Genomic DNA, 22727 nt, shown 5'->3' on the forward strand with positions numbered 1-22727 from the left:
GTGGGGCGGCCGGGGCGGGGCGGCGGCGGGTCAGCGCATGCGTCTCAGCGTGGGGCGCGGCGGCTTGGGGTCCGACGGGGGCAGGTGCGGTGCGAGGGCCGCCACCGTGGGGTGCTCGAACAGCAGCGGCAGGGGCAGTTCCACGCCGAGGGAGGCGCGGACGCGGCCCGCGAGCCGCATGCTCAGGAGACTGTCGCCGCCGAGCGCGAAGAAGCTGTCGTCGAGGGTGACTTCGGGCAGCCCGAGCACCTCGGCGAAGAGCCCGCACAGGGCGCGTTCCCGCTCCGTGCGCGGCGTGCGGCCGCCCGGCGCGGGGGCGAGCCCGGGGGCCGGGAGCGCCGCGTGGTCCAGCTTGCCGTTGACGGTCAGCGGCAGCGCGTCGATGACGACGACGGCCGAGGGCACCATGTGCCCCGGCAGCCGCTCGGCCAGCGCGTCGGTGAGCCGCCCGGTGTCGATCCGCCCGGCCGCCGCGCCGCTGCCCGGCACCACGTAGGCGACCAGGCGCCGGTCGCCCGGCCGGTCCTCGCGGACGACGACCGCGGCGTGCCCGACGCCCGGCTGGGCCAGGAGCGCCGTCTCGATCTCACCGGGCTCGACGCGGAAGCCGCGCACCTTCACCTGCGTGTCGGCGCGCCCGGCGAACTCCAGCTGCCCGTCGGGCGTCCAGCGGGCCAGGTCGCCCGTGCGGTACATGCGCTCGCCGGGCACCCCGTACGAATCGGCGTACGGATCCGCGACGAAGCGCTCCGCCGTGCGCCCCGGTCTGGCCAGGTACCCGCGGGCAAGTCCGGCGCCCGCCACGTACAACTCCCCCACCGTTCCCGGCGGTACGAGTCCGAGGGAGCGGTCGAGCACGTAGGTGCGGGTGCCGTCCATCGGGCCGCCGATCGGCACGGTGTCCGGGACCCGGTCGCCGGGCGCGAACGCCCGGCAGGTGGCGAAGGCCGTCGTCTCGGTCGGTCCGTAGACGGCGACGACGGTGGTGCCGGGGCAGGCGCCGAGCACGGCGCGCAGCGGCTCGGGCGGCACGCGTTCGCCGCCGGTCCACACCTCGCGGAGCCCGCCGAAGCAGTCCGGTGCCTCCTCGGCGAGCACCCGGAACAGACCGATCGTCAGGAACATCGCGGTCAGGCCGTGTTCGGCGACGAGTTCCTTGACGACGGGCGGGGTCAGCTCGCCGGGCGGCGCGACGACGACGCGGCCGCCGTTCAGGAGCGGCACCCAGATCTCGTAGGTGGCCGCGTCGAAGGCGTGCGAGGAGTGCAGCAGGACCCGGTCGTGGGCGCCGCCGGTGAAGCGCAGGTCCGCCGCGAGGGCGATGACGTCGCGGTGCGTGACCGCGACGCCCTTGGGCAGGCCCGTGGAGCCGGAGGTGTACATCACGTACGCGAGGGCGTCCGGATGGGACCCGGCGGCCCGGGTGCCGCCGGGGCGCGGGGCGGGGCAGACGCCGTCGCCCGTGAGGGTGCGCGGCGCCCACGCGTCGGGGAGCAGCACGTTGGCACCGGTGTCGCGCAGGATGAACGTGCGCCGCTCGGCGGGCCACCGGGTGTCGATCGGTACGTAGGCGGCGCCCGAGCGCACGACGGCGAGCAGCGCCACCACGAGGTCCGCGGAGCGCTCCATGGCGACGGCGACCCGGCGTCCCGGCCCAGCCCCGCACAGCACGAGCTCGCGGGCCAACGCCTCGGCGCGGACGTCCAGTTCGCGGTAGGTCAGCCGGGTCCCGCCGTCCACGACCGCGGTCCGGTGGGGGGTGCGGGCGGCCTGGTCCGCGAAGAGCCGGGACAGGTCGGGCGGGCCGGGGACGGCCGTCAGGCCGTGTCCCGCCTGCGGGGCGCCGCGCCCCCAGTCGGCGAGGGCGCGCCCGCGCTCCGTCGCGGACAGCACGTCCGTGCGGGCCACCGGGCGTCCGGGGTCCGTCGCGGCGGCGCGCAGGATCCGTACGAGGCGGTCCAGGATGTCGCGGGCGGTGGCGGCGTCGAAGAGGTCGGGCCGGTGGTCGAGGCGCAGCCGCAGCCGGTCGCCCGGGTGGGTGATCAGGGCCAGCGGGTAGTGCGTGCCGCCCTGGTCGTCGGTGCCGGTGATGCGGGGGCCGGGCCCGGCCGGTCCTTCGGGCGCGGTGCCGGTGTCGACCGGGTAGTTCTCGTGCACGACGACCGTGTCGAACAGCTCGCCCTTGCCCGCGATGCGCTGGAGCTCGGCGAGCCCGACGTACTGGTGGTCGATCAGCCGGGACTGCTCGTCCTGGAGACGGGCACAGACGGCGCCGAGGCTGTCGCCGGGGGCGACGCGGACGCGCACGGGCAGCGTGTTGATGAGCAGCCCCACCATGTCGGCCACACCCGGCAGCTCCGGCGGCCGCACCGAGACGACACCACCGAAGACCACGTCGTCGCGACCCGTCAGCTTGTGCAGGAGCACGCCCCAGGCGCCCTGGATCAGAGTGTTGAGCGTGAGCCCACCCGCCGCGGCACGGGCACGCAGGTCCGCGGTGAGGCCCTCGTCGAGGTCGGCGGTGAGGTGTGCGGGGGCCTGCGGGGCGCGGTCGGCAGGGGGTTGTGCGGCCTCCGGGGCGAGTCGCGTGGGTCCCTCGATCCCGGCGAGCGCCGACGCCCAGGCGGCGCGCGCCACCTCGTGGTCCCGGCCGGCCAGCCAGGCCAGGTAGTCGCGGAAGGGGCGGACCCTGGGCAGCGCCGCGGGGTCGCCGCGGTGGGCGTGGAGCGTGAGCAGTTCCCGTACGAGCACGGGGACGGACCAGCCGTCGAGGAGGATGTGGTGGTGGGTGAGCGCGAACAGGTGCTCCTGGTCCGCGAGTTGGACGAGCGTGAAGCGCAGCAGGGGCGGACGCGCCAGGTCGAACCCCCGCCCGCGCTCCTCGGCGAGCAGCCGCGCGGCGACGTCCGCGCGCTCCCGCGCCGCGTCCGCGTACGTGTCCGCGTACGTGTCCGTGTCCCCTTCGGCACCGGCCACCTCAGGCAGGCCCGGCGCGCCGACCGGCCCGCTGCCGTCACCTGCCGCGCCGACGCCCGTCGCACCGCCGCCCATCGCGCCGATGCCGACCGCCGCCCCCTCAGGTCCGGGGACCACGTCACTCCCAACGCCTCTCAAGTCGTGCTCCCGCCAGGGGGTCTCCACCTCGGCCGCGATCAGCTGCACCGGGCGGTCCAGGTCCTCGTGGAGGAACGCGGCGCGGAGGTTGGCGTGGCGGGCGAGGAGGGTGTCGCAGGCCGCTCGGAGGTGGGTGTGGTCCAGGGGGCCCGTGAGGCGCAGGGTCAATTGGACGCCGTAGCCGTCGACGGTGCCCGCGGCACCCCGCGTGCCGTGCTGGGCGTGGTACAGCAGCCCTTCCTGCAACGGGGACAGCGGCAAAATGTCTTCGATTTCCGCGCTCACCGCGAAGTCCTCCAGGTGTTTTCGAGCCGCTCGATCTGTTCTTGGCTCAGCGAGACGAGCGCGAGGTCGGACGGCGACCTGCCGCCCGCCCCGGGCCGTCCCGCGTGCCGGGCGAGCGCGCTGAGGCCGGCCAGCCAGGTGCGGGCGAGCGAGGCCACGTCGGGTTCGGTCAGCAGGCCGCAGGGCCAGGACAGGGTGAGCCGCAGCCGCGGTCCCGCGCCGTGGTCCTCGACCAGCGTGGTGATCTCAAGGGCATGGGACAGGGGAAGGCCCGGGGTGCCGGGCGGCGGCCCCTGCGGCGCGGCGACGGGACGCCAGGGTTCGGGCGCGTCCGCGGCCGTGAGCCGCCCCAGGTGGTTGAAGAGGATCTGGGGACGGGCGAGCGCGGCGAGCACCGGTGCCGTCCGGTCGTTGAGGTGGCGCAGCAGCCCGTGGCCCACACCCCCGCCCGGCACCGCGCGCAACTGCTCCTTGATCCGCTTGAGCACGGCGCCCGCCTCGGGTCCGCCGTCCAGGACCGCGTCCCAGACGGTCCGCGCCGGATCCTGCGCGTCGCCCGCGTCGAGGCGCACGGGATGCAGCGTCGTGAACCAGCCCACGGTGCGGCTCACGTCGGCGCCCGGCACGAGCGCCTCCTCGCGGCCGTGACCCTCGACGTCGACGAGTACGCTCCCGTCGCCCGGCGGCCCGTCGCGCCTGCGTCCGTCGCGGCGGCGCCACTCGCCGAGCGCGAGGGCGAGTCCGGCGAGCAGGACCGTGGGGACGTCGGTGCGGTAGGCGGCGGGGAGCCCGTTCAGGAGCGCGTCCGCGTCCTCGTCAGGAACCGTGACGCCGAGGGACCGCGCGGTCTCGCCCAGATCGCGGGCGGGGTCCAACTCTCGTACGCCGAGAGGTTGTTCTGGAGTTCGCAGGACATCGGTCCAGGCGGGCAGCTCCGCCTCGCGCCGCGCCGTCCGCGCCTCGGTCACGAGCGCCGCGGACCAGGACCGGAGAGATGTCCCCACGGGGGCGAGGCCCGGCCGCCTTCCGGCGGCCACGGCGCCCCAGGCCGCCGCCAGGTCGGCCAGCAGGATCCGCCAGGACACCGCGTCGACCGCCAAGTGGTGGACCACGAGCAGGAGTTGACCGCACCGGTCGCGTCCCGCGTCGAACCACACGGCCTCCAGGACCACCCCGTCGCGCGGCCGGAGGCGCCCTCGCGCGGCGGCCGACTCCTCTGCGACGCGGGCGCGCAGGCCCGCCTCGTCGAGCCGGGCCGCGTCGACGCGCCGCACACGGCTCGCGGCGTCGAAGCACCCGGCATCGGGGAGGTACGGCCGCCAGCGCACTCCGACACCGACGCCGTCCAGGTCACCGTCGCCTCCGCCTTCGCCCTCCACGTCCAGCCGCATCCGCAGCGCGTCGTGGTGGCGGCCCAGGGCGTCGACCGCCGCGATGAGACCCTTCTCGTCGAGGTCGGCGGGGGTCCACACGAGCACCGACTGGTGGAACGCGTCGGGCGAGCCGCCGCGTTCGCGGAGCCAGTGCATGACCGGCGTCGGCTCGAACCCACCCGTGGCCGCGAGCTCGACGGGCCCGGTGTCGTCGGACGCCTCGCGCACCACCTCGGCGAGCGCGGCGACCGTCCCGCAGCGGAACACGTCGCCGGGAGTGAGGACGAGACCGGCCGCGCGGGCCCTGCCGACCAGGTCGATGGAGAGGATGCTGTCGCCGCCGAGGTCGAAGAAGCCGTCGTCGATGCCGACCGCGTCGACCGCGAGCACCTCGGCGAACAGCGCGCACAGCGTGCGTTCGCGCGTCGTGCGGGCGGTCCTGCCCCCGGCGGCCGAGGCGAAGCCCGGCGCGGGGAGCGCCGCGCGGTCGAGCTTGCCGTTGGCCGTGACGGGCAGCGCGTCGAGCGGTACGACGGCGGCGGGCACCATGTGGTCGGGCAGCCGCTCCCGCACCGAGCGCCGCACCTCCACCGGGTCGCAGTCACCGGACGGCACCACGTACCCGATGAGGCGGGGCTCGCCGGGCCCGTCCGCGCGGACCACCACGGCGGCCTGCGCCACCCGGGGATGCGCGAGGAGCGCCGCCTCGATCTCGCCGGGTTCGACGCGGAAGCCGCGCACCTTCACCTGGTCGTCCACGCGCCCGACGTACTGGACCTGCCCGTCGGCGGTCCAGCGCGCCAAGTCGCCCGTGCGATACATGCGTTCACCCGCGACGCCGTACGAGGCGGCATATGGATCCGCGACGAACCGCTCCGCCGAGAGGCCGGGACGCCGCACATAGCCGCGCGCCAACTGCACGCCCGCCACGTACAACTCCCCCACCACGCCCGGCGGTACGAGCCCGAGCCGCCCGTCCAGGACGTAGACCCGGGTGTTCGCCACCGGCTCGCCGATCGGCACCGGCCGGCCCGTGTCCGCTCCCTCTCCGGGACGGCAGTCCCACGCCGTGACGTCCACGGCCGTCTCGGTCGGCCCGTAGAGGTTGGAGAGCGGCGCGTCCACCGTGGCGTGGAAGTCGGCCTCCAGCTCCCGTGTGAGCGCCTCACCGCTGCTGAACACCCGGCGCAGCGGCGAGGGTTCACCGGCGCGGGGCGCCCGGAGATAGGCGCGGAGCATGGACGGCACGAAGTGCGCGACGGTCACGCCGCGCGCGCGGATCACGTCGGCCAGGTAGTCCGGGTCCTTGTGCCCCTCCGGCGCGGCGACGACCAGAGCAGCGCCGCGCACCAGCGGCCAGAAGAACTCCCAGACGGAGACGTCGAAGCTCGCGGGCGTCTTCTGGAGCACCCGGTCCTCGGCGGTCAGTCGGTAGCGCTCCTGCATCCAGGACAGCCGGTTGGCGAGCCCTTCGCGGGTCACCAGTACGCCCTTGGGGCGCCCGGTCGAGCCGGAGGTGTAGATGACGTAGGCGGGGTGGTGTCCGCGCGCGGGACCGGAGCCGTCCGGCCCGTCGCGATCGTCGAGGTCACAGCTCAGGTCGGCGCCGGGGTCGAGGTCGTCGAGCACCACCAGCGCGCAGCCCGCCGTAGGCAGCTCGTCGGCGATGTCCGCACGCGTCACCACGCACATCGGCCCGGCGTCCTTGAGCATGAACTCAAGCCGCTCGGCGGGCAGTTGAGGATCCAGCGGCAGGAAGGCCGCGCCCGCCTTGAGTACGGCGAGCAGCGTGACGATCAGCTCGGCGGATCTCGGGAGCGCGATGCCCACGACCCGTTCGGGGCCCGCGCCGAGCCCGGCCAGGTGCCGGGCGAGGCGCTCCGCGCGCGCGTCCAGCTCGCGGTACGTCAGCTCGGTGTCCTCGAAGACGAGCGCGAGGGCATCGGGCGCCTGGTCCGCGCGCGCCGCGAAGAGCTCCGGCACGGTGGCCCCGGGGAGGCCGGCGCGGGTGTCGTTCCATTCGGTCAACAGCCGTGTGCGCTCGGCCGGTTCGAGGAGGTCGAAGGAGCTGAGGGGCCGGTCGGCGTCGGCGGTCACCGCGTCGACGAGCCGGACGAGCCGTCGCGCGAGGCCGGCCGCCGTGTCCGCGTCGAACAGGTCTCGCGCGTACTCGACGGTCCCGGTGATCCCGACGGGCGTGCCGTCGGGGGCGAAGCGTTCGGCGAGTTCGAAGGAGAGGTCGAACTTGACGGCGGGCGCGGCGAGCGGCTCGCGCGCCACCCGGACCCCGGGGAGCTCCACCGCGCCGTCGGTCACGCCCTGGAAGGCGAGCATGACCTGGAACAGCGGGTGCCTGGCGAGCGAGCGCGGCGGATTGAGCGCCTCGACGAGCCGGTCGAAGGGCAGGTCCTGATGGGCGTAGGCGGCGAGGTCGCGTTCCCGGACCCGGGCGAGGAGTTCGCGGAACGTCGGGTCACCGGAGGTGTCGGTGCGCAGGACCAGGGTGTTGACGAAGAAGCCCACCAGGTCGTCGAGCGCGTCGTCCGCACGCCCGGCGACCGGCGCCCCGAGGGGGATGTCCTCGCCCGCGCCGAGCCGGGTGAGCAGCGCGGCCAAGGCGGCCTGGACGACCATGAACGCGCTGGCGCCGCCCTCGCGGGCGAGGCGTCCGATCCGGTCGTGCAGGTGCGCGTCGATGACGAGCGGCACGGAGCCGCCCCGGTGCGATGCGCTCTGCGGGCGCGGCCGGTCGTGGGGCAGCGCGATCTCCTGCGGGAGACCGTCCAACGCACCACGCCAGTAGGTGAGTTGTGAGGAGAACGGGCTGTCCTCGTCGTCGAGGTCACCCAGGAGCGTGCGCTGCCAGAGCGTGTAGTCGGCGTAGCTCACGGGCAGCGGAGGCAGGGCGGGGACGCCGCCGTCGCGCCGGGCCGTGTACGCCGTGGACAGGTCGCGCAGGAGCGGCGGCAGCGACCAGGCGTCACCCGCGATGTGGTGGATGACGAGGAGCAGGACGTGCGCGTCGGCGCCGACGCGCCACAGGGTGGCGCGCAGCGGCACGTCCCGGGTGAGGTCGAAGCCGCGCGCGGCCTCGGCGGCGAGCGCTCCCGGCAGCCCGTCGGGCGCCAACTCCCGTACGGTCAGCGGCGGAAAGCCGTCAGCGCCGGTCAGGATCCGCTGGTGGGCCCGCCCGTCCGACCCCTGGGGGAAGACGGTGCGCAGGCTCGCGTGCCGCTCGGTGACGTCGGCAAGCGCGAGGGCGAGCGCCGCACGGTCGAGCGGTCCCGTCAGGCGCAGGGCGAGCGGCATGTTGTAGGTGGCGCCGGGGCCTTCCACCTGCTCGACGAGCCACAGGCGGCGCTGCGCGTACGACAGCGGCAGCCGCTCGGGGCGGTCCGCATCGGGCACCGGGACCAGCGGCGGCCCCGCGCGGTCCGCCCCGGCCAGGCCCGGGGCGAGCGCGGCGACCGTCGGCGTCTCGAACAGCGCCCGCATCTCCAGGTCCAGGCCGAGCGCCGAGCGCACCCGGCCAGCGAGCCGGGTCGCCGTCAGGGAGTGTCCGCCCAGGTCGAAGAAGCTGTCGTCGATGCCCACGCGGTCGACACCGAGGACGTCGGCGAAGAGCCCGCACAGGGTCGCTTCCAGCGGGGTGCGCGGGTCACGGCCCCGCGCGCGCGTCCCGAAGTCGGGGGCGGGCAGGGCCGCCCGGTCGACCTTGCCGTTCGCGGTGATCGGCAGGGCGTCGAGGACGACGACGGCGGCGGGCACCAGGTGGTCGGGCAGCTCCGCGGCGAGCGCGGTGCGCAGGGTGTGGGGGTCGAGAGCGGCGGTGTCCGGCTCATCAGTGGGTACGACGTACGCGACCAGCCGCTTGTCGACGCCGTCGCCACCCGCCGCCTCGCCACCCACCGCGCCGCCTCGGCCCGCCCCGGAATCCCGCACCAGTGCGAGCGCCTGGCCGACGCCCGGCCTGCGTCTGAGGGCCGACTCGACCTCGCCGGGCTCGATGCGGAAACCACGGATCTTGACCTGGTCGTCGGCGCGCTCCAGGTGGTCGAGCGTGCCGTCGGTGCGCCATCGGGCGATGTCCCCGGTGCGGTACATGCGCGCGCCGGGCGGCCCGAAGGGGTCGGGCAGGAAGCGTTCGGCGGTGAGTGCGGGGCGCCCCCAGTAGCCGCGTGCGACGCCCGCGCCCGCCACGTACAGCTCGCCCGCCACCCCGATGGGCGCGGGGCGCAGCCGGGCGTCGAGGACGTAGGTGCGGGTGTGGTCCATGGGGCGGCCGATCGGTACGGCGTCGGGGACCGGGTCGGCGGCGGTGAACGGGAGCTGGGTGGCGAACGCGGTGGTCTCGGTCGGCCCGTAGGTGGTGCGGACGACCAGGCCGGGGCAGGCCCGCTGGAGCGCGCGGACCGCGTCGGCGGAGACGACGTCGCCGCCGGTGGAGATCTCCCGCAGTCCGGCGAAGACGTGCGGCGCCTCCTGCGCGAGCACCCGGAACAGCCCTGCCGTGGCATGGAAGTTGGTGGCGCGGTGGGTGGCGACGAGCCGTCCGATGTGGGCGGCCGTGGGCGGCACCTCGGGCGCCACGACGATCCGGCCGCCGCGCAGCAGGGGCACCCACAGTTCGTAGGTGGAGGCGTCGAAGGCGTGGTTGGCGTGGAGGACGACGCACTCGGCGACGTCGTCGCGCCAGCACCGGTCCAGCGCGAAGGCCGCCACGTTGGCGTGGGTGGCGGCCACGCCCTTGGGCCGGCCGGTGGAGCCGGAGGTGAACATGACGTACGCGACGGAGTCACCCGGCACGTATGCGCCGGAGTCTCCCGGCACGTATGCGCCGGAGTCACCTGGCACGTCCGCGCCGGGGCCCGGTGCGGGAGCGGCGCGTTCGATGCCCTGAACCGCCCCGGGGCCACCCGTCCCCGCCCCCACCTCGATCACGTGCGGCCCGTCCGCCGCCGGATGGCCGGTCGTCGACGGGTCGGTCAGCAGGACGCGCGTGCCCGTGTCCGCGACGATCGCGCGGGACCGTTCCGCCGGGTGGCCGTGGTGCAGGGGCACGTAGCCCGCGCCCGCCTTGAGCGTCGCGAGGATCGCCACCACCAGGTGGGCCGAGCGGTGCAGCAGGATCGCGACGAGGTCGCCGGGGGCCACACCGGCCGCGGTGAGGCACTCGGCGAGCCGGTCGGCGCGGGCGTTCAACTCGCCGTACGTCAGGGCCTGTTCGGCCGCGACGTCGACGAGGGCGGTCGCGTCGGGGTGCAGGGTCGCCTGGCGCGTGAAGAGGCGGGCGAGGTTCTCGGTGGGCGGGGGCGTGTCCGTGCCGGTCTCGCGCCAGGAGCGCAGGAGCCTTCGCTCGGTGTCGTCGATGACGTCGACGTCGCCGACCGGCTCGTCGGGGGTGCGGGCCAGCGCGTCGAGGAAGGCGGTGAAGCGGTCGCGGTGCCGGGTCAGGTCCGCCGCGTCGTACACGGCGGGATTGGCCTCCAGCTCGACGAGGACGCCGTCCGCGCCGTCCTGGCCGCCGACGGCGACGATCGAGAGGTCCTTGACCGGGCCCGTCATGACCTGGTGGCGGGTGACGCGCAGGCCCGCGAAGGCCGGTGCGTCCTCGTAGGCGATGGCGTTCACGAACGGGCCGTGCAGCTCGTCCGCCGCGCCCGAGAGGCCCAGTTCCGCGCGGAGTTCCTCACCCCGGTAGCGCTGGTGCCCGATCGCCTCGCTGATCTTGCCGCGGGTCCGTGCGACCAGTCCGGCGAACGTGGTCGTCCCGTCGAGGGTGAGGCGCAGCGGCAGCACGTTCACCGCCATGGACGGCGTGGTGGCCGACGCCCCGCCGACCCGCGCGGCGAGCGGCAGGCCGATGACGACCTCGCGGGCGCCGCCGAGCCGGTGCAGATAGGCGGCGGTCGCGGCGACGACGAGCAGCGACCAGCGGCCCGCGGCCGCGGGCACCGCGTCGAGCAGTCCCCGCACCCGCTCCCCGGAGAGCCGTACGGCGCTGCGCAGCACCTCGGCGCCGGGCGGCGCGGTGCGGCCCGCGAGGGTGACGGGCGCGGGCGCGCCGGTGAACTCCCGCAGCCAGTGGGCGCGGTCACGGGTGTGGCGTGCGGAGGCGCGGTACGCGGCGTCCTCGTCCAGGACGCGGCCCAGCGGTGCGAAGGGGCTCGGTCCCGGGTCGCGGCCCGTCGCCAGGGCGCTGTAGAGGTCGGCGAGGCGGCGCAGATAGAGGCTCTGGCCGTATCCGTCGAGGGTGATGTGGTGGTAGCGCAGGTGCAGCCAGGCCAGGTCGTCGGCGATGCGGAGCAGGGCGTGCGCGGCGAGCGGGCCGCGGGCCGGGTCCATGGGTGCGGCGAGGTCGGCGTCCGTCCAGGCGCGGGCGGCGGCCTCCCGCGACGCCGCGGGTCCGGACCGCAGGTCGACGACGGTCAGCGGCTCTTCGGGCACGTCCGCGATCCGCACGCGCAGTTCGTCCCCGTACGCGGCGAACCGGGTCCGCAGCGTCTCCGCCTCGGCCATCGCGCGCCGCACGGCCTCGCGCAGCAGGGGTACGTCGAGGCCGCGCCCTTCGAGGACGAGGCGGACCCCGCAGTGGTAGAGCGTGCTGTCGGGGTCCAACTGGTGGGCCAGCCAGACGCCTTGCTGCGCGGCGCCTGCGGCTCGGAACGCGTTCGGGTCTGACACCCCGCCAGTCTTGGCCAGCGCGGTATGCGGGGCCTATTGCCGCGTTATCCGTGGATGACGGGTGATGTCGGCATACGGAGCGGCCCGGGAGCGGTGACGCCGAAGGGGGTTGGCATCACCGCCCCCGGGCCGCTCGGACCGGGAGCCTGCGGGGGATTTTCAGGCGTCCCGGCGTCGGAGGAGTGTGCGACCGCCGATGAAGGTCACCAGGGTCCACACCACGAGAACGATCAGGGCGGTGCCGGAACCGTAGGGCTCGGTCTCCTGGGTCATCAGGACCACGCCCGCGTTGCCCGGCATGTAGTCGGCCGCGTCCTTCAGCCAGTCCACGCCGACCACCGACATGATCTGCGGCACCGCGAGGAGCATCATGATCACGGTGGTGATGGTGCCCGCCGCGCTGCGCATCATCGTGCCGAGGCCGAGGGTGAACAGGGCGAGCAGGGCGAGGTAGGCGCCCGTGCCGAGGGCCGTCTTGGCGAGGTCGCCGCCGGTGAACTCGCCGTAGTCGCCCATCAGCGGGGCGGCGACGAGGGTGCCGAGCGCGCTGAACACCATGCCGGAGACCAGGGCGACGCCGGTCACCACGACCGACTTGGCGAGGAACATCCGCTTGCGGACCGGCACGCTCTGCAAGGTGGTGAGGATGGAGCGGCTCGCGTACTCGCTGGTGATGGCGAGGGTGGCGAGCATGACGGTGGTCAGCTGCACGAGCAGCACGGCGTCGGTGGCCGCGTGCGGCGCGGGTTCGGCGACGCTGACGCCGTTCTTCGCGCTCGCCTCGGCGGACATGCCGACGATCGCGGAGAAGCCCGTCATCAGGACGACGGCGGCGAGGAGGTTCCACCAGGTGGAGCGGACCGTCCACAGCTTGGTCCACTCGAACGCGAGTGCACCGCGCAGTCCGCCGCCCTTGAGCTTGGCCTGACCCTGGGTCTGGCCCTCGGTCCGGCCGCTGGGAATGGCTGTCGCAGTCATGGCTTGGGGCTTCCTATCGCTTCGCGTCCGACGGTTCCTGGGTGATGCCGGCCGCCTCGTACTCGACGCTGGCCGCCGTGAGCTCCATGTAGGCCTGCTCCAACGACGCGTTGCGCTGGCTGAGTTCGAAGATCGGCAGGCCCAGGCGGTGCGCGGCGGAGCCGATGTCCTCCAGCGAACCGCCGGTCACCAGGAGGGCGTTGCCCTCGGGGTGCTCCTTGGCGTCCAGACCGGCGCGCACCAACTCCTTCTGGAGCACGTCCGGATGGGTGGTGACGACCTTCATCGAGTTCATCGAGGATCCCGAGATGACCTCGTCGATGGGCGCGTCGGCGATGAGCCTGCCGCGGCCGATGACCACGAGGTGGTCCGCGGTGTCCTGCATCTCGCTCATCAGGTGGCTCGACACGAAGACCGTGCGGCCCTCGGCGGCGAGCGAGCGGATGAACTCGCGGACCCAGCGCACCCCGTCGGGGTCCAGGCCGTTGACGGGCTCGTCGAAGAGCAGCACCTTCGGGTCCCCGATGAGCGCGACCGCGATGCCCAGGCGCTGGCCCATGCCGAGCGAGAACGAGCCGATGCGCTTGTTCTTCACCTCGCCCAGGCCGACGACGTCGAGGACCTCGGCGACCCGCTTGGCGGAGATGCCGTTGCTCCGGGCCAGGCCCAGGAGGTGGTGGTACGCGGTCCTGCCGGGGTGGCCCGCCTTCGCGTCCAGGAGCGCTCCGACCTCGCTGAGCGGGTGTCGCAACGCGCTGTACGGCTTGCCGTTGATGAGCGCCTGTCCCGACGTGGGTTCGTCGAGGCCCAGGATCATGCGCATGGTCGTCGACTTGCCGGCGCCGTTGGGGCCGAGGAAGCCGGTGACCTTGCCGGGCTTGATCTCCAGGGACAGGTCGTTGACAGCGGCCTTGTCGCCGTACCGCTTGGTCACGCCGTTCAACGTGATCATGGTGGTTGTGCTCCTTCCCTTGCTGCACCACGACCGTAGGACGCGGGCCGGGCCCGCCACATCTGGCGTTCGGCACCGATGGAATTGACCTTCGGCAGTGCTCCGGTCATACGAGTGGGGTACCTCCGGGGTGGCCGGAAAACGACGAAGGGCGAGGAGGCGCTGTGCCTCCCCGCCCTTCGCGGCCGCTCATTCCGCCCAGTCGGGCGCGGGCCCTCGGTTCGGGGTGAGGGCGACCGGCAGACTGCTCATGCCGGACAGGAAGTTCGAGTAGATGTGCCGCTCGTCCCCGGTCTGCTCGACCTCCGCGACGAACGTGCGCAGACCGTCGAGCATCGCGGTGATCTCCACCCGGCCGAGATGGGCCCCCAGACAGAAGTGCGGGCCGTACCCGAGGGTGAGGTGCTTGTTCGGGCTGCGCCCGAGGTCGAAGCGGTACGGGTCGTCGAAGACGTCCTCGTCCCTGTTGGCCGCGTTGAACCAGAGCGTCACCAGGTCGCCGTCGGCGATGGTCCGCCCGTGCAGTTCGACGTCCTCGGTGGCCACCCGCCCGAAGTGCATGGTGGGTGTCGTCCAGCGCAGCACCTCCTCGCCCGCGCTCGCCATCGTGACGTCGCCGCTCCTGAGCGCCTGCCACTGGTCGGGCCGCCGGATCATGGCGTGCACGGCGCCGATCATCGAGAGCCTGCTGGTCTCGTCGCCGCCCATGATCAGGCTGTAGCAGTTCAGGACGATGTCGTCCTCGTGCAGCAGCTCCCCGCCCACCGGGCGGGTGGCGAGCAGGCTGATCACGTCGTCGCCCGGGTTCGCCCTGCGCTGCCGCGTCAAGTCGTGGAAGTACAGGAGCAGTTCGCCGCGGGCGAGCCGGTCCTCACCGCTGTCCTGGTTCGCGTAGTCGGAGGCGAGCGCCGACTTGGTCAGGGTGAGGATGTAGTCCCGGTCCGCCTCGGGCACGTCGAGCAGGTCACAGATGGTGGCCAGCGGGATGTGCGAGGCGATGTCCTGGGCGAAGTCGACCTTGCCGCGCTCCAGCGCCTCCTCCAGGAGGCGCCGGGTGGTGGCGCGCACCCGCTGGGCCACGCCCGCCAGGGCACGCGGCGAGAACGCCGACATCAGGACCGTGCGCAGCTCCTTGTGCCGGGGCCCGTCGGTGACCGCCAGCATCCGGCCCGCGCCCGAGTCACCGCCGTGCAGCATCGTGGCGAGCACGTTGCCCTTCTCGGAGGTGAAGCGGGCGGGGTCGCGCAGGATGGCGGACACGTCGGCGTGCCGGGTCACGACCCAGAACCCCGGGGTGTCCGCCGTGCCCGGATGCCAGTGGACCGGGTCGTCCCTGCGCAGCCCCGCCCAGACCTCGTCCATGCCGGGATCGAGGTGGCTGGCGGGGTCGACCAGATCGGGGACGGCCGGCGCGGCCTGGGTCACTTGCTCCCGTCCATGGCGTCGACGAGGCTCTTGGGCCGCATGTCGGTCCAGTTCTGCTCGATGTACTCGAGGCAGTCCTTGCGGGCGGCCTCGCCGAAGACGGACCTCCAGCCCTCGGGCACGTCGACGAACACGGGCCACAGGGAGTGCTGGTTCTCGTCGTTCACGAGGACCAGGTACTGGGCGTCGTCGTTCTCGAAGGGGTTGGTCATGGCGCGTGGTCCTTTCCGGGGCGGTCGGTTGCGGAGCTTGTGGGGGTCACGGGTTCTTGCGGCCGATGCCGACGACGGCACGGCGCGGGATCGTGATCCGCCACGCGTCGCTCTCCTCGTCGAAGCCTAGTTCGGCCTCCAGGAGGCCGCCCTTGGCGTCCTCGTAACGGAAGATGGACTGGGCCGTCTTCGCCGTCCACCGGTAGGCGTCCGCCTCGTCGCGGTCCTTGAGGAGCTTGGTCAGGCCGTACATGTTGAGCAGGTACTTGCCGATTTCCAGCTCCGCGGCTTCCGGGGTGGGCCCCGTCGCCGTGTAGGGGTCGTCGATCTCGAGAACGTCGCACGAGTCGAATCCGGCCTTCTCCAGATAACCGGTGATCTCGTCCCACGTGAAATGCAGGAATTTGTGACCGGTCTCCGAGTACGCGTCGGTGACCTGCTCGAACCAGACGTCGACGGGCGAGCCGACGAGGAAGTCGTGCAGCACGAAGGTGCCGCCGGGCCGCAGCATGCGGGCCGCCTCGGTGGCGACGGCCTGCCGGTCGGACGGCGGCACGTGGTGCGAGCCGTAGGCGAGCAGCACGGCGTCCACCGAGCTGTCCTTGAGCAGCGGGCGCTCCGCGCGCTGGAGCAGCGCGGGCTTGCGGGCCGCCCACGCCGCCGAGATCATGTGGGGCGAGGCGTCGCAGGTCAGAATGTTGAAGTCGGTGATGCCCAGCTCTTCGCACACGGTGCGGATGAGGCCGTCACCGCCGAGCAGGTCGACGAGGTACCGCTCTCCGGAGCGCTCGGCGGATCCGCCGGCGAACCCCAGGAGCTTCTTGATGCCGGTGGCGCGTGCCTGGGTGTTGATGGCCTGGGCGTGGAGGTACTCGATGCCGCGGCCGCCGGCCTCGTCGCTGCCGAAGTCGTCGTGCTTGACCGGCCGTTCCTGCGTCTCGGCGGAGAAGGACTCCAGGCGCTCGCGGTCGACGAGCTCGTGCCACTCCGGGAATTGCCGGTTGAGCTCCTCCAGTTGACCGAGGAGGTTCTCTCCTGTGGGGGCATACCCGCGCGTTGATGCATGCACTGACGAACTCTCCTATGGCCGCGGGGAAGAGGACTGTAGGCCGTACAATAGAAAGCGTCTCTTTTCTTCTGTTATTGATCCGTTTTCCGAGCGCTCCGCGGGATTGATAAGAGGGCCATAACGCGGGCCCCTAGCCTCCCCGTCCCATGAAGACTTCTCCGCGTCCTGGGCGTCGTCGCGCCGGGCTGCGCTCGCTCCTGCCCTATCTGCGGGTCCATCGGGCGGCACTGGTCGTGGTGGCCGTGCTCTCCCTCCTGGAGACCGGCGGCACGCTGGCCCAGCCGCTGCTGACCAGGTCGGTCCTCGACCACATCCAGGCGGAGGAGTCCGTGGCCACCGAGGTGGTCCTGCTCATCGGCGTCCTCACGGCCGTCGCCGTGATCAGCGGCGTACGGGACTTCATGCTCCAGCGCACCGCGGAGGGCCTGGTGCTCACCACCAGGCGCTGGCTGGTGGCCCATCTGCTGCGGCTGCCGATCGCGGAGTACGACCTGCGCCGCACCGGCGATCTGCTCTCGCGGGTGGGCGCGGACACCACGCTGCTGCGCGCGGTGGTCACCTCAGGGCTCCTGGAGTCCGTCACCAGCATCGTCATGGTCGTCGGCTCGGCGATCGCGATGGCCGTCCTGGACCTGCCGCTGTTCGCCGCGGCGGCCGGCGGCATCCTCGTCGGGCTGCTCGCCGTCCTCGCGCTCGCGCGGCGCATGCGGTCGGCCTCGCACCGGGCGCAGATGCGCATGGGCGACATGACGGCGTCCGTGGACCGCGCCCTGTCCGCGGTGCGCACCATCCGGGCCAGCGGCGCCGAGGAGCGCGAGAGCGCCGTCATCGACAAGGACGCGCAGGCGGCCCACGACGCGGGCCTGGACGTCGGCAGGCTCCAGGCGCTGATCACCCCGATCACCACGACGACCATGCAGGTCGCCTTCCTGGTGGTCCTTGGCGTGGGCGGCGCGCGGGTCGCGGACGGCGCGATGAGCGTGGGCGACCTGGTCGCCTTCGTGCTGCTCCTCTTCATGCTGTGGTTCCCGCTGGGCCGGGCCCTGAACGCCTACACCCGGCTCCAGAGCGGGCTCGGCGCGCTGCACCGCATCGAGGAGGTCTTCGACCTGCCGCAGGAGACCGGCGACGAGGAGCGGAACACCCCCGGCCACGGGTCCGGGTCCCGCTCCGGCTCCGGCTCCGGCTCCGGCTCCGGCTCCGGCTCCGGCTCCGGCTCCCAGGACAAGCCCCTGCGCGCCGTCCTCTCCGTCAAGGAGCGCGCCGCTCCCGGCGGTTCGGGCGCCGAGGGTCCGGTTCCCGCGCCCGCGCCCGCCGTCGAGTTCGACCGGGTCGCCTTCTCGTACGCGACGGGCGAGCAGGTCCTGCACGACGTGAGCTTCAGCGTGCCGCGCGGCACCCGGACCGCCCTGGTGGGCCCCTCCGGTGCGGGCAAGTCGACGCTCCTGTCGCTGATCGAGCGGTTCTACGACGTGTCGGGCGGCGCGATCCGCGTGCACGGCCAGGACGTCCGGGAGCTCCCGCGCGCCGAACTGCGCGCCAAGCTCGGCTATGTGGAACAGGAGGCCCCGGTCCTCGCGGGCACCCTGCGCAACAACCTCGCCCTCACCGCCCCCAGGGCCACCGAGGACGACATGATGGAGGCCCTCGGCTCGGTCAACCTCCAGGACATCGTGGCCCGCACCGACGACGGCCTCGACGCCCAGGTCGGCGAGGGCGGCGTGCTGCTGTCCGGCGGCGAGCGCCAGCGCCTCGCGCTCGCCAGGACGTTCCTCGCGCGGCCGCCGATCATGCTGCTCGACGAGGCGACCAGCAATCTGGACGCCCGCAACGAGGCGGCGATGCGGGACGCGATCAGCTTCGCCTCCGCGGACCGCACGCTGATCGTCGTGGCCCACCGGCTCTCGACGGTGGTCGACAGCGACCAGATCGTGGTGGTCGAGCGGGGCCGGGTCGCGGCCGTGGGCCGGCACGGCGAACTGACCGGTTCGAGCCCGCTCTACCGCGAGCTCGCCAGTCACCAACTGCTGGTGAACTGAGTCCGTCCGGCGGACGTCACCCCATCGAAAGTACGGGCCAAGTCATACCGTTCGTGCCTGGTGGCGGCCGCTCGACTGCTCCTAACGTCGCTCCGGGGCACATCGCCGGGCCGTTCCTCGCGGAGGGAACGGCCCGGTACCACGAGTGCGGAGGGGCACCGGAAGCATGGAGAAGCGGGTAGAGGCGCACGGCGGGACCGGCCGTGGCGCCGGCCCTGGGGCCCCTGCCGGGCCGGTGCCCACGGGGCCCGTCGACGCGGCGCTCGGACTCACCGCCGCCCAGGTGGCCGAGCGGGTCGCACGGGGCCGGGTCAACGACGTCCCCGCCCGGTCGAGCCGTGGCGTGGGGGAGATCGTCCGCGCCAATCTGTTGACACGAATCAACGCCATCATCGGCGTCCTCTTCGTGATCATCATGATCGTGGGGCCCGTCCAGGACGCCCTGTTCGGCGGCGTGATCCTCGCCAACACCCTGATCGGCATCGTCCAGGAGCTCCGCGCCAAGCGGACCCTGGACCGGCTCGCCATCGTCGGCGAGACCCGGCCCCGGGTGTGGCGCGACGGCGCCCCCGTGACGCTCGGCGCCACCGAGATCGTCATCGACGACACCGTCGACCTGGGACAGGGCGACCGGATCGTGGTGGACGGCCTGGTCCGCGTCGCCCAGGGGCTTGAGGTCGACGAGTCGCTGCTGACCGGCGAGGCCGACCCGATCGTCAAGCGTCCCGGCGACGCCGTGCTGTCCGGCAGCTTCGTGGTGGCGGGCGCCGGCACGTTCACCGCGACCCGGGTGGGCCGCGAGGCGTACGCGGCGCAGCTCGCCGAGGAGGCCCGCAGGTTCACCCTGGTCAACTCCGAGCTGCGCAACGGCATCGACCGGATCCTGCGGTTCGTCACGCTCGCCATCGTGCCCGCGGGCATCGCGCTGATCATCACCCAGCTGATGGTCAACGACGACGATCTGCCCGAGGCCGTACGCCGCATGGTGGGCGGTCTCGTCCCGATGGTGCCCGAGGGCCTCGTGCTGCTCACCTCGCTGGCCTTCGCGGTCGGCGTGGTCCGGCTCGGCAGGAAGCAGTGCCTGGTCCAGGAGCTGCCCGCGATCGAGGGCCTGGCCCGCGTCGACACCGTCTGCCTGGACAAGACGGGCACGCTCACCGAACCGGCCATGGACGTCGACGAGGTGCACTCGCTGGATCCGGCCGTCCCCGTGACGGCGGCGCTCGGCGCGCTCGGCGCCGCCGACCCGCGGCCCAACGCGAGCATGCGGGCGATCGCCGAGTCGCATCCGGCGCCCGACGGGTGGATCCGCGCGGCCGAGGCGCCGTTCTCCTCGGCCCGCCGCTGGAGCGGCGCCGCCTTCGTCGAGTCGTGCGGCGTCGAGTCGACGTGGCTGATCGGCGCGCCCGACGTACTGCTGCGCCCCGGGCACACCGTGCTCGCCGCCGCCGACACCTACGGCGCGCGCGGCCTGCGCGTGCTGCTGCTCGCCCGCTCCTCGCGGCCGCTCGACGAGCTCCTGAGGGACCCCGCCGCGGTGCCGGACGCGGCGGTGCCGTGCGCGCTGGTCAACATCAAGCAGCGGATCCGGCGGGAAGCCCCTGACACCCTGCGGTACTTCGCCGAGCAGGGCGTCACCACGAAGGTGATATCCGGCGACAACGCGGTCTCCGTCGGCGCGGTCGCCGCCGGCCTCGACCTGCCGGGCGCGCACCGCCCCGTCGACGCCCGCTATCTGCCCGAGACCCCCGACGAGCTGGCCGAGGCGGTCGGCCGGGGCACCGTCTTCGGGCGGGTGGGCCCGCAGCAGAAGCGGGACATGGTCAAGGCCCTCCAGGCCAAGGGGCACACGGTGGCGATGACCGGCGACGGCGTCAACGACGTGCTCGCCCTCAAGGACGCCGACATCGGTGTGGCGATGGGCTCGGGGTCCTCCGCCACCCGCGCGGTCGCCCAGATCGTGCTGCTCGACAACAGCTTCGCCGCGCTGCCGCACGTGGTCGACGAGGGCCGCCGCGTCATCGGCAACATCGAGCGCGTCGCCAACCTCTTCCTCACCAAGACCGTCTACTCGGTCCTGCTGGCCATCGTGGTGGTCTGCGCGCGCGTGCCCTATCCGTTCCTGCCTCGGCACATCACGCTGATCGGCACGCTGACCATCGGGGTGCCCGCGTTCTTCCTGGCGCTCACCCCCAACAAGGAGCGCGCGCGGCCGGACTTCGTGGGCCGGGTGCTGCGCTTCGCGATCCCCGCGGGCGCGCTCGCCGCGCTCGCCACGTCGGTGGCCTACCTGGTGGCCCGGCAGGTGTACGCCGACGACCTGGACGCGGAGACCTCGGCGGCGACGCTCGCGCTGTTCCTGGTCGCGCTCTGGGCGCTCGCCATCATCGCCCGCCCCTACACGTGGTGGCGGGTCCTGCTGGTCCTCACCATGGCGGCCGGCTTCTGCCTCGTCCTTCTCGTCCCCGCCTTGCAGGAGTTCTTCCAGCTGCGCCTGGTCGGCGTCACCGCGCCCTGGGCGTCGGTGGGCTGCGCCGTGGTCGCGGGCCTGGCGCTCGAACTCGTGTGGGCCTACGGCAGGCGCGGCCGCGCCGCCGACTGAACCACCCCTGGAGGAGCGGTCCCCCCGTGCCGCTCCGAAGAAGGGGAAGGGCCGTCCGGCACCAGCCGGACGGCCCTTCTCCGTTCGCCCGCCCACCCCCGGCGCGGGCGGCCCGTCAGCCCTCCTGGACGGCGCGCCGCACCTGGTCGAGGTAGGGCAGCGCGTCGAGGGTCACGGGTCCCGGCGCGCCGAAGTCGATCAGCGAGGCGACCTCGGTGACGCCCGCCTCGCGCAGGCCGCGTACGAATTCGGTGCACTTCTCGACCGAGCCGAGCAGCGCCGACGTACGGAAGTAGCGCTCGAAGGCGTAGCTGAGTAGCTTGTCGCCGGAGAAGCGGTTCAGGTCCTGCCAGTGGTCCTTCCACAGGTCGACGGAGGACTCCAGGTACTCCAGGAACGGCTCGCGGACCACCGCGCGTACGGCCTCGTCGCTCTCCCCCACGAAGGTGTGCACCATGACGGTGACCTTGCCGGTGTCGGGGTCGAGGCCCGCCTTCTCACGCGCCTCGCGGTACGTCGTGATGCGCGGCTCCAGGTCCTCCACGCGCTGGAAGAGCAGCGCGGTCAGTACGTTGAGGCCGAGCGCGCCCGCCTCGGCGAAGCCCGCCGGGTTGGACGCGCAGGTGAGCCACATGTCCAGGTCGGGCTGTACGGGGCGCGGGTAGGTGCCGACCTCGACGTCGGTGCCCTTGCCGTTGCGCCGGGTGACGGTCTTGCCCGCCCACAGGTCGCGCAGCACCGGCACGTTGTCCATCGTGTACGCCCTGCGGTCCGCGTACCGCTCGGGCACCAGCGTGAAGTCGTTGGCGTTCCAGCCGGTGGCCAGGGCCAGGTCGACGCGGCCGCGCGAGAGGTTGTCGACGAACGCCCAGTCCTCGACGACGGTCAGCGGGTCGTGCAGCGGGAGCACCACGCTGCCCGCGCGCAGCCGCAGCCTGCTGGTGCGGGTGGCGAGCGCGGCGGCGGCGAGCGCCGGGTTGGGGTAGGCGCCGCCGAAGGGGTGGAAGTGCCGCTCGGGCAGCCAGACCGCGGTGAAGTCGTGCTCGTCGGCGAACCGGGCCGCGTCGAAGAGCAGGTCGTACTCGGCGGGCGGGTCGTCGACCTTGCGGTTGGCGAAGTACAGCAGGGAGAAGTCCATGGTCAGTCCACCGTCCCGAAGAACTCGATGACACGCTTGTTGACCTCTTCGGGCCGTTCCAGATAGCCGTAGTGGCCGCAGTCGGGCACCACGTCGAAGCCCGCGCCGGGGATCGCCTCCGCGACCTCGCGGCACAGCGAGGGCGGGGTGAGCAGATCGTCCTGGAAGGCCACCACGAGGCAGGGCACCGCGATGTCGCGGTAGGCGGCGAGGCGGTCCTGCTCGGAGTTGAGGCCGAGCTGGGCCCGGTGTCCGGGGCCCGAGCGGCGGGTCAGCTCGAAGACGTCCAGCCAGTCGCGGACCTGCTCGGGGTCGTTCAGGGTGCGCGGCGAGAGGTTCTGCATGGCCTGCACGGCCGCTTCGTACGCGGGCGGCAACTCGGCGCCCGAGTCGTACAGTTCGACCTCGGCGCGGCCGAGGGCGGCGCGCAGCGCGTCGGCGCGGCCGCGCGTGGCGAGCAGCACGGCGCGTTCGACGAGGCCGGGGCGGGCGAGCATCAGCTCCTGCGCGACGCGGGCGCCGAGCGAGGTGCCGACCAGCTTGCAGGGGCCGATGCCGAGCGCCTCGATGAGCCCGGCGGTGTCGCCGACGAGGTCGTCGATGGTGAAACCGTCGCCGCACTCGTCGGTCGGCGGGATGCCGCGGTTGTCGAAGGTGATGACTCGGTATCCGGCGGCGGTCAGGGCGGGCACCTGGTGCAGGTGCCAGGCCCTGCCGCCGGAGCCGCTGCCCATGACGAGCAGCACGGGCGGGCCCGAACTCGGTCCCGACTCCTCGTAGTTGAGATTGATGCCGTTCACCTTGATGAGAGGCATGACGTCGTCCTTCTGGTGCGGGCTGGTGCGGGGCGGGAGGT

The 22727-nt window shown here is 73.4% G+C and carries 11 protein-coding genes; 2 read left to right on the forward strand and 9 right to left on the reverse strand.

The features are described 5' to 3' along the window. Nucleotides 1-30: 30 nt before the first annotated feature. The 7 genes from ACIO9J_RS39680 to ACIO9J_RS39710 form a co-directional block, all read right to left on the reverse strand. The gene (locus ACIO9J_RS39680) at nt 31-3399 is read right to left on the reverse strand and encodes an amino acid adenylation domain-containing protein (protein WP_402010109.1); all 3369 of its coding nucleotides are present in this window, start codon (nt 3397-3399) and stop codon (nt 31-33) included. Then, nucleotides 3396-11456 (reverse strand): amino acid adenylation domain-containing protein, encoded by an 8061-nt coding sequence (locus tag ACIO9J_RS39685; RefSeq protein WP_402010111.1) that lies wholly within the window; start codon nt 11454-11456, stop codon nt 3396-3398. The genes ACIO9J_RS39680 and ACIO9J_RS39685 overlap by 4 nt, the downstream gene beginning before the upstream one ends. Before the next feature lie 159 nt (nt 11457-11615). Beyond that, nucleotides 11616-12434, reverse strand: a complete 819-nt coding sequence (locus tag ACIO9J_RS39690; protein ID WP_402010113.1) for an ABC transporter — start codon at nt 12432-12434, stop codon at nt 11616-11618. A 13-nt stretch (nt 12435-12447) separates the two neighbouring features. Beyond that, complete coding sequence (locus tag ACIO9J_RS39695; protein ID WP_402010115.1) at nt 12448-13386, reverse strand: ABC transporter ATP-binding protein; 939 nt, start codon at nt 13384-13386, stop codon at nt 12448-12450. 189 nt (nt 13387-13575) lie between these two features. Further along, nucleotides 13576-14811: a cytochrome P450 gene (locus ACIO9J_RS39700; protein WP_402010117.1), complete on the reverse strand. Its 1236-nt coding sequence runs from the start codon at nt 14809-14811 to the stop codon at nt 13576-13578. Then, complete coding sequence (locus ACIO9J_RS39705; protein ID WP_402010119.1) at nt 14808-15023, reverse strand: MbtH family protein; 216 nt, start codon at nt 15021-15023, stop codon at nt 14808-14810. The genes ACIO9J_RS39700 and ACIO9J_RS39705 overlap by 4 nt, the downstream gene beginning before the upstream one ends. 46 nt (nt 15024-15069) lie before the next feature. Beyond that, a complete protein-coding gene (locus tag ACIO9J_RS39710; protein ID WP_402010121.1) occupies nt 15070-16092 on the reverse strand; it encodes a class I SAM-dependent methyltransferase in 1023 nt (340 codons plus the stop codon). Nucleotides 16093-16238: 146 nt separating this feature from the next. On the opposite strand from ACIO9J_RS39710, the gene ACIO9J_RS39715 reads away from it, so the two are divergent. Both ACIO9J_RS39715 and ACIO9J_RS39720 read left to right on the forward strand, forming a co-directional pair. Beyond that, complete coding sequence (locus ACIO9J_RS39715; protein WP_402010123.1) at nt 16239-18131, forward strand: ABC transporter ATP-binding protein; 1893 nt, start codon at nt 16239-16241, stop codon at nt 18129-18131. A 166-nt stretch (nt 18132-18297) separates the two neighbouring features. Next, nucleotides 18298-20733: a cation-translocating P-type ATPase gene (locus tag ACIO9J_RS39720; RefSeq protein ID WP_402010124.1), complete on the forward strand. Its 2436-nt coding sequence runs from the start codon at nt 18298-18300 to the stop codon at nt 20731-20733. A gap of 115 nt (nt 20734-20848) precedes the next feature. Here the strand turns inward: ACIO9J_RS39720 and ACIO9J_RS39725 are convergent, their stop codons facing one another. Next, the gene (locus ACIO9J_RS39725) at nt 20849-21871 is read right to left on the reverse strand and encodes a MupA/Atu3671 family FMN-dependent luciferase-like monooxygenase (RefSeq protein WP_402010126.1); all 1023 of its coding nucleotides are present in this window, start codon (nt 21869-21871) and stop codon (nt 20849-20851) included. 2 nt (nt 21872-21873) lie between these two features. Continuing rightward, nucleotides 21874-22686 (reverse strand): alpha/beta fold hydrolase, encoded by an 813-nt coding sequence (locus ACIO9J_RS39730; RefSeq protein WP_402010128.1) that lies wholly within the window; start codon nt 22684-22686, stop codon nt 21874-21876. Nucleotides 22687-22727 lie beyond the last annotated feature (41 nt).

It is taken from the genome of Streptomyces sp. NPDC087300 (assembly GCF_044744425.1).
GTDB lineage: Bacteria > Actinomycetota > Actinomycetes > Streptomycetales > Streptomycetaceae > Streptomyces.

What these genes read in the sequence shown, in the direction of transcription:
- ACIO9J_RS39690 (WP_402010113.1), bottom strand. Translation starts at nt 12,434, where the DNA reads ATGACTGCGACAGCCATTCCCAGCGGCCGGACCGAGGGCCAGACCCAG.
- ACIO9J_RS39695 (WP_402010115.1), bottom strand. Translation starts at nt 13,386, where the DNA reads ATGATCACGTTGAACGGCGTGACCAAGCGGTACGGCGACAAGGCCGCT.
- ACIO9J_RS39705 (WP_402010119.1), bottom strand. Translation starts at nt 15,023, where the DNA reads ATGACCAACCCCTTCGAGAACGACGACGCCCAGTACCTGGTCCTCGTG.
- ACIO9J_RS39715 (WP_402010123.1), top strand. Translation starts at nt 16,239, where the DNA reads ATGAAGACTTCTCCGCGTCCTGGGCGTCGTCGCGCCGGGCTGCGCTCG.
- ACIO9J_RS39720 (WP_402010124.1), top strand. Translation starts at nt 18,298, where the DNA reads ATGGAGAAGCGGGTAGAGGCGCACGGCGGGACCGGCCGTGGCGCCGGC.
- ACIO9J_RS39725 (WP_402010126.1), bottom strand. Translation starts at nt 21,871, where the DNA reads ATGGACTTCTCCCTGCTGTACTTCGCCAACCGCAAGGTCGACGACCCG.
- ACIO9J_RS39730 (WP_402010128.1), bottom strand. Translation starts at nt 22,686, where the DNA reads ATGCCTCTCATCAAGGTGAACGGCATCAATCTCAACTACGAGGAGTCG.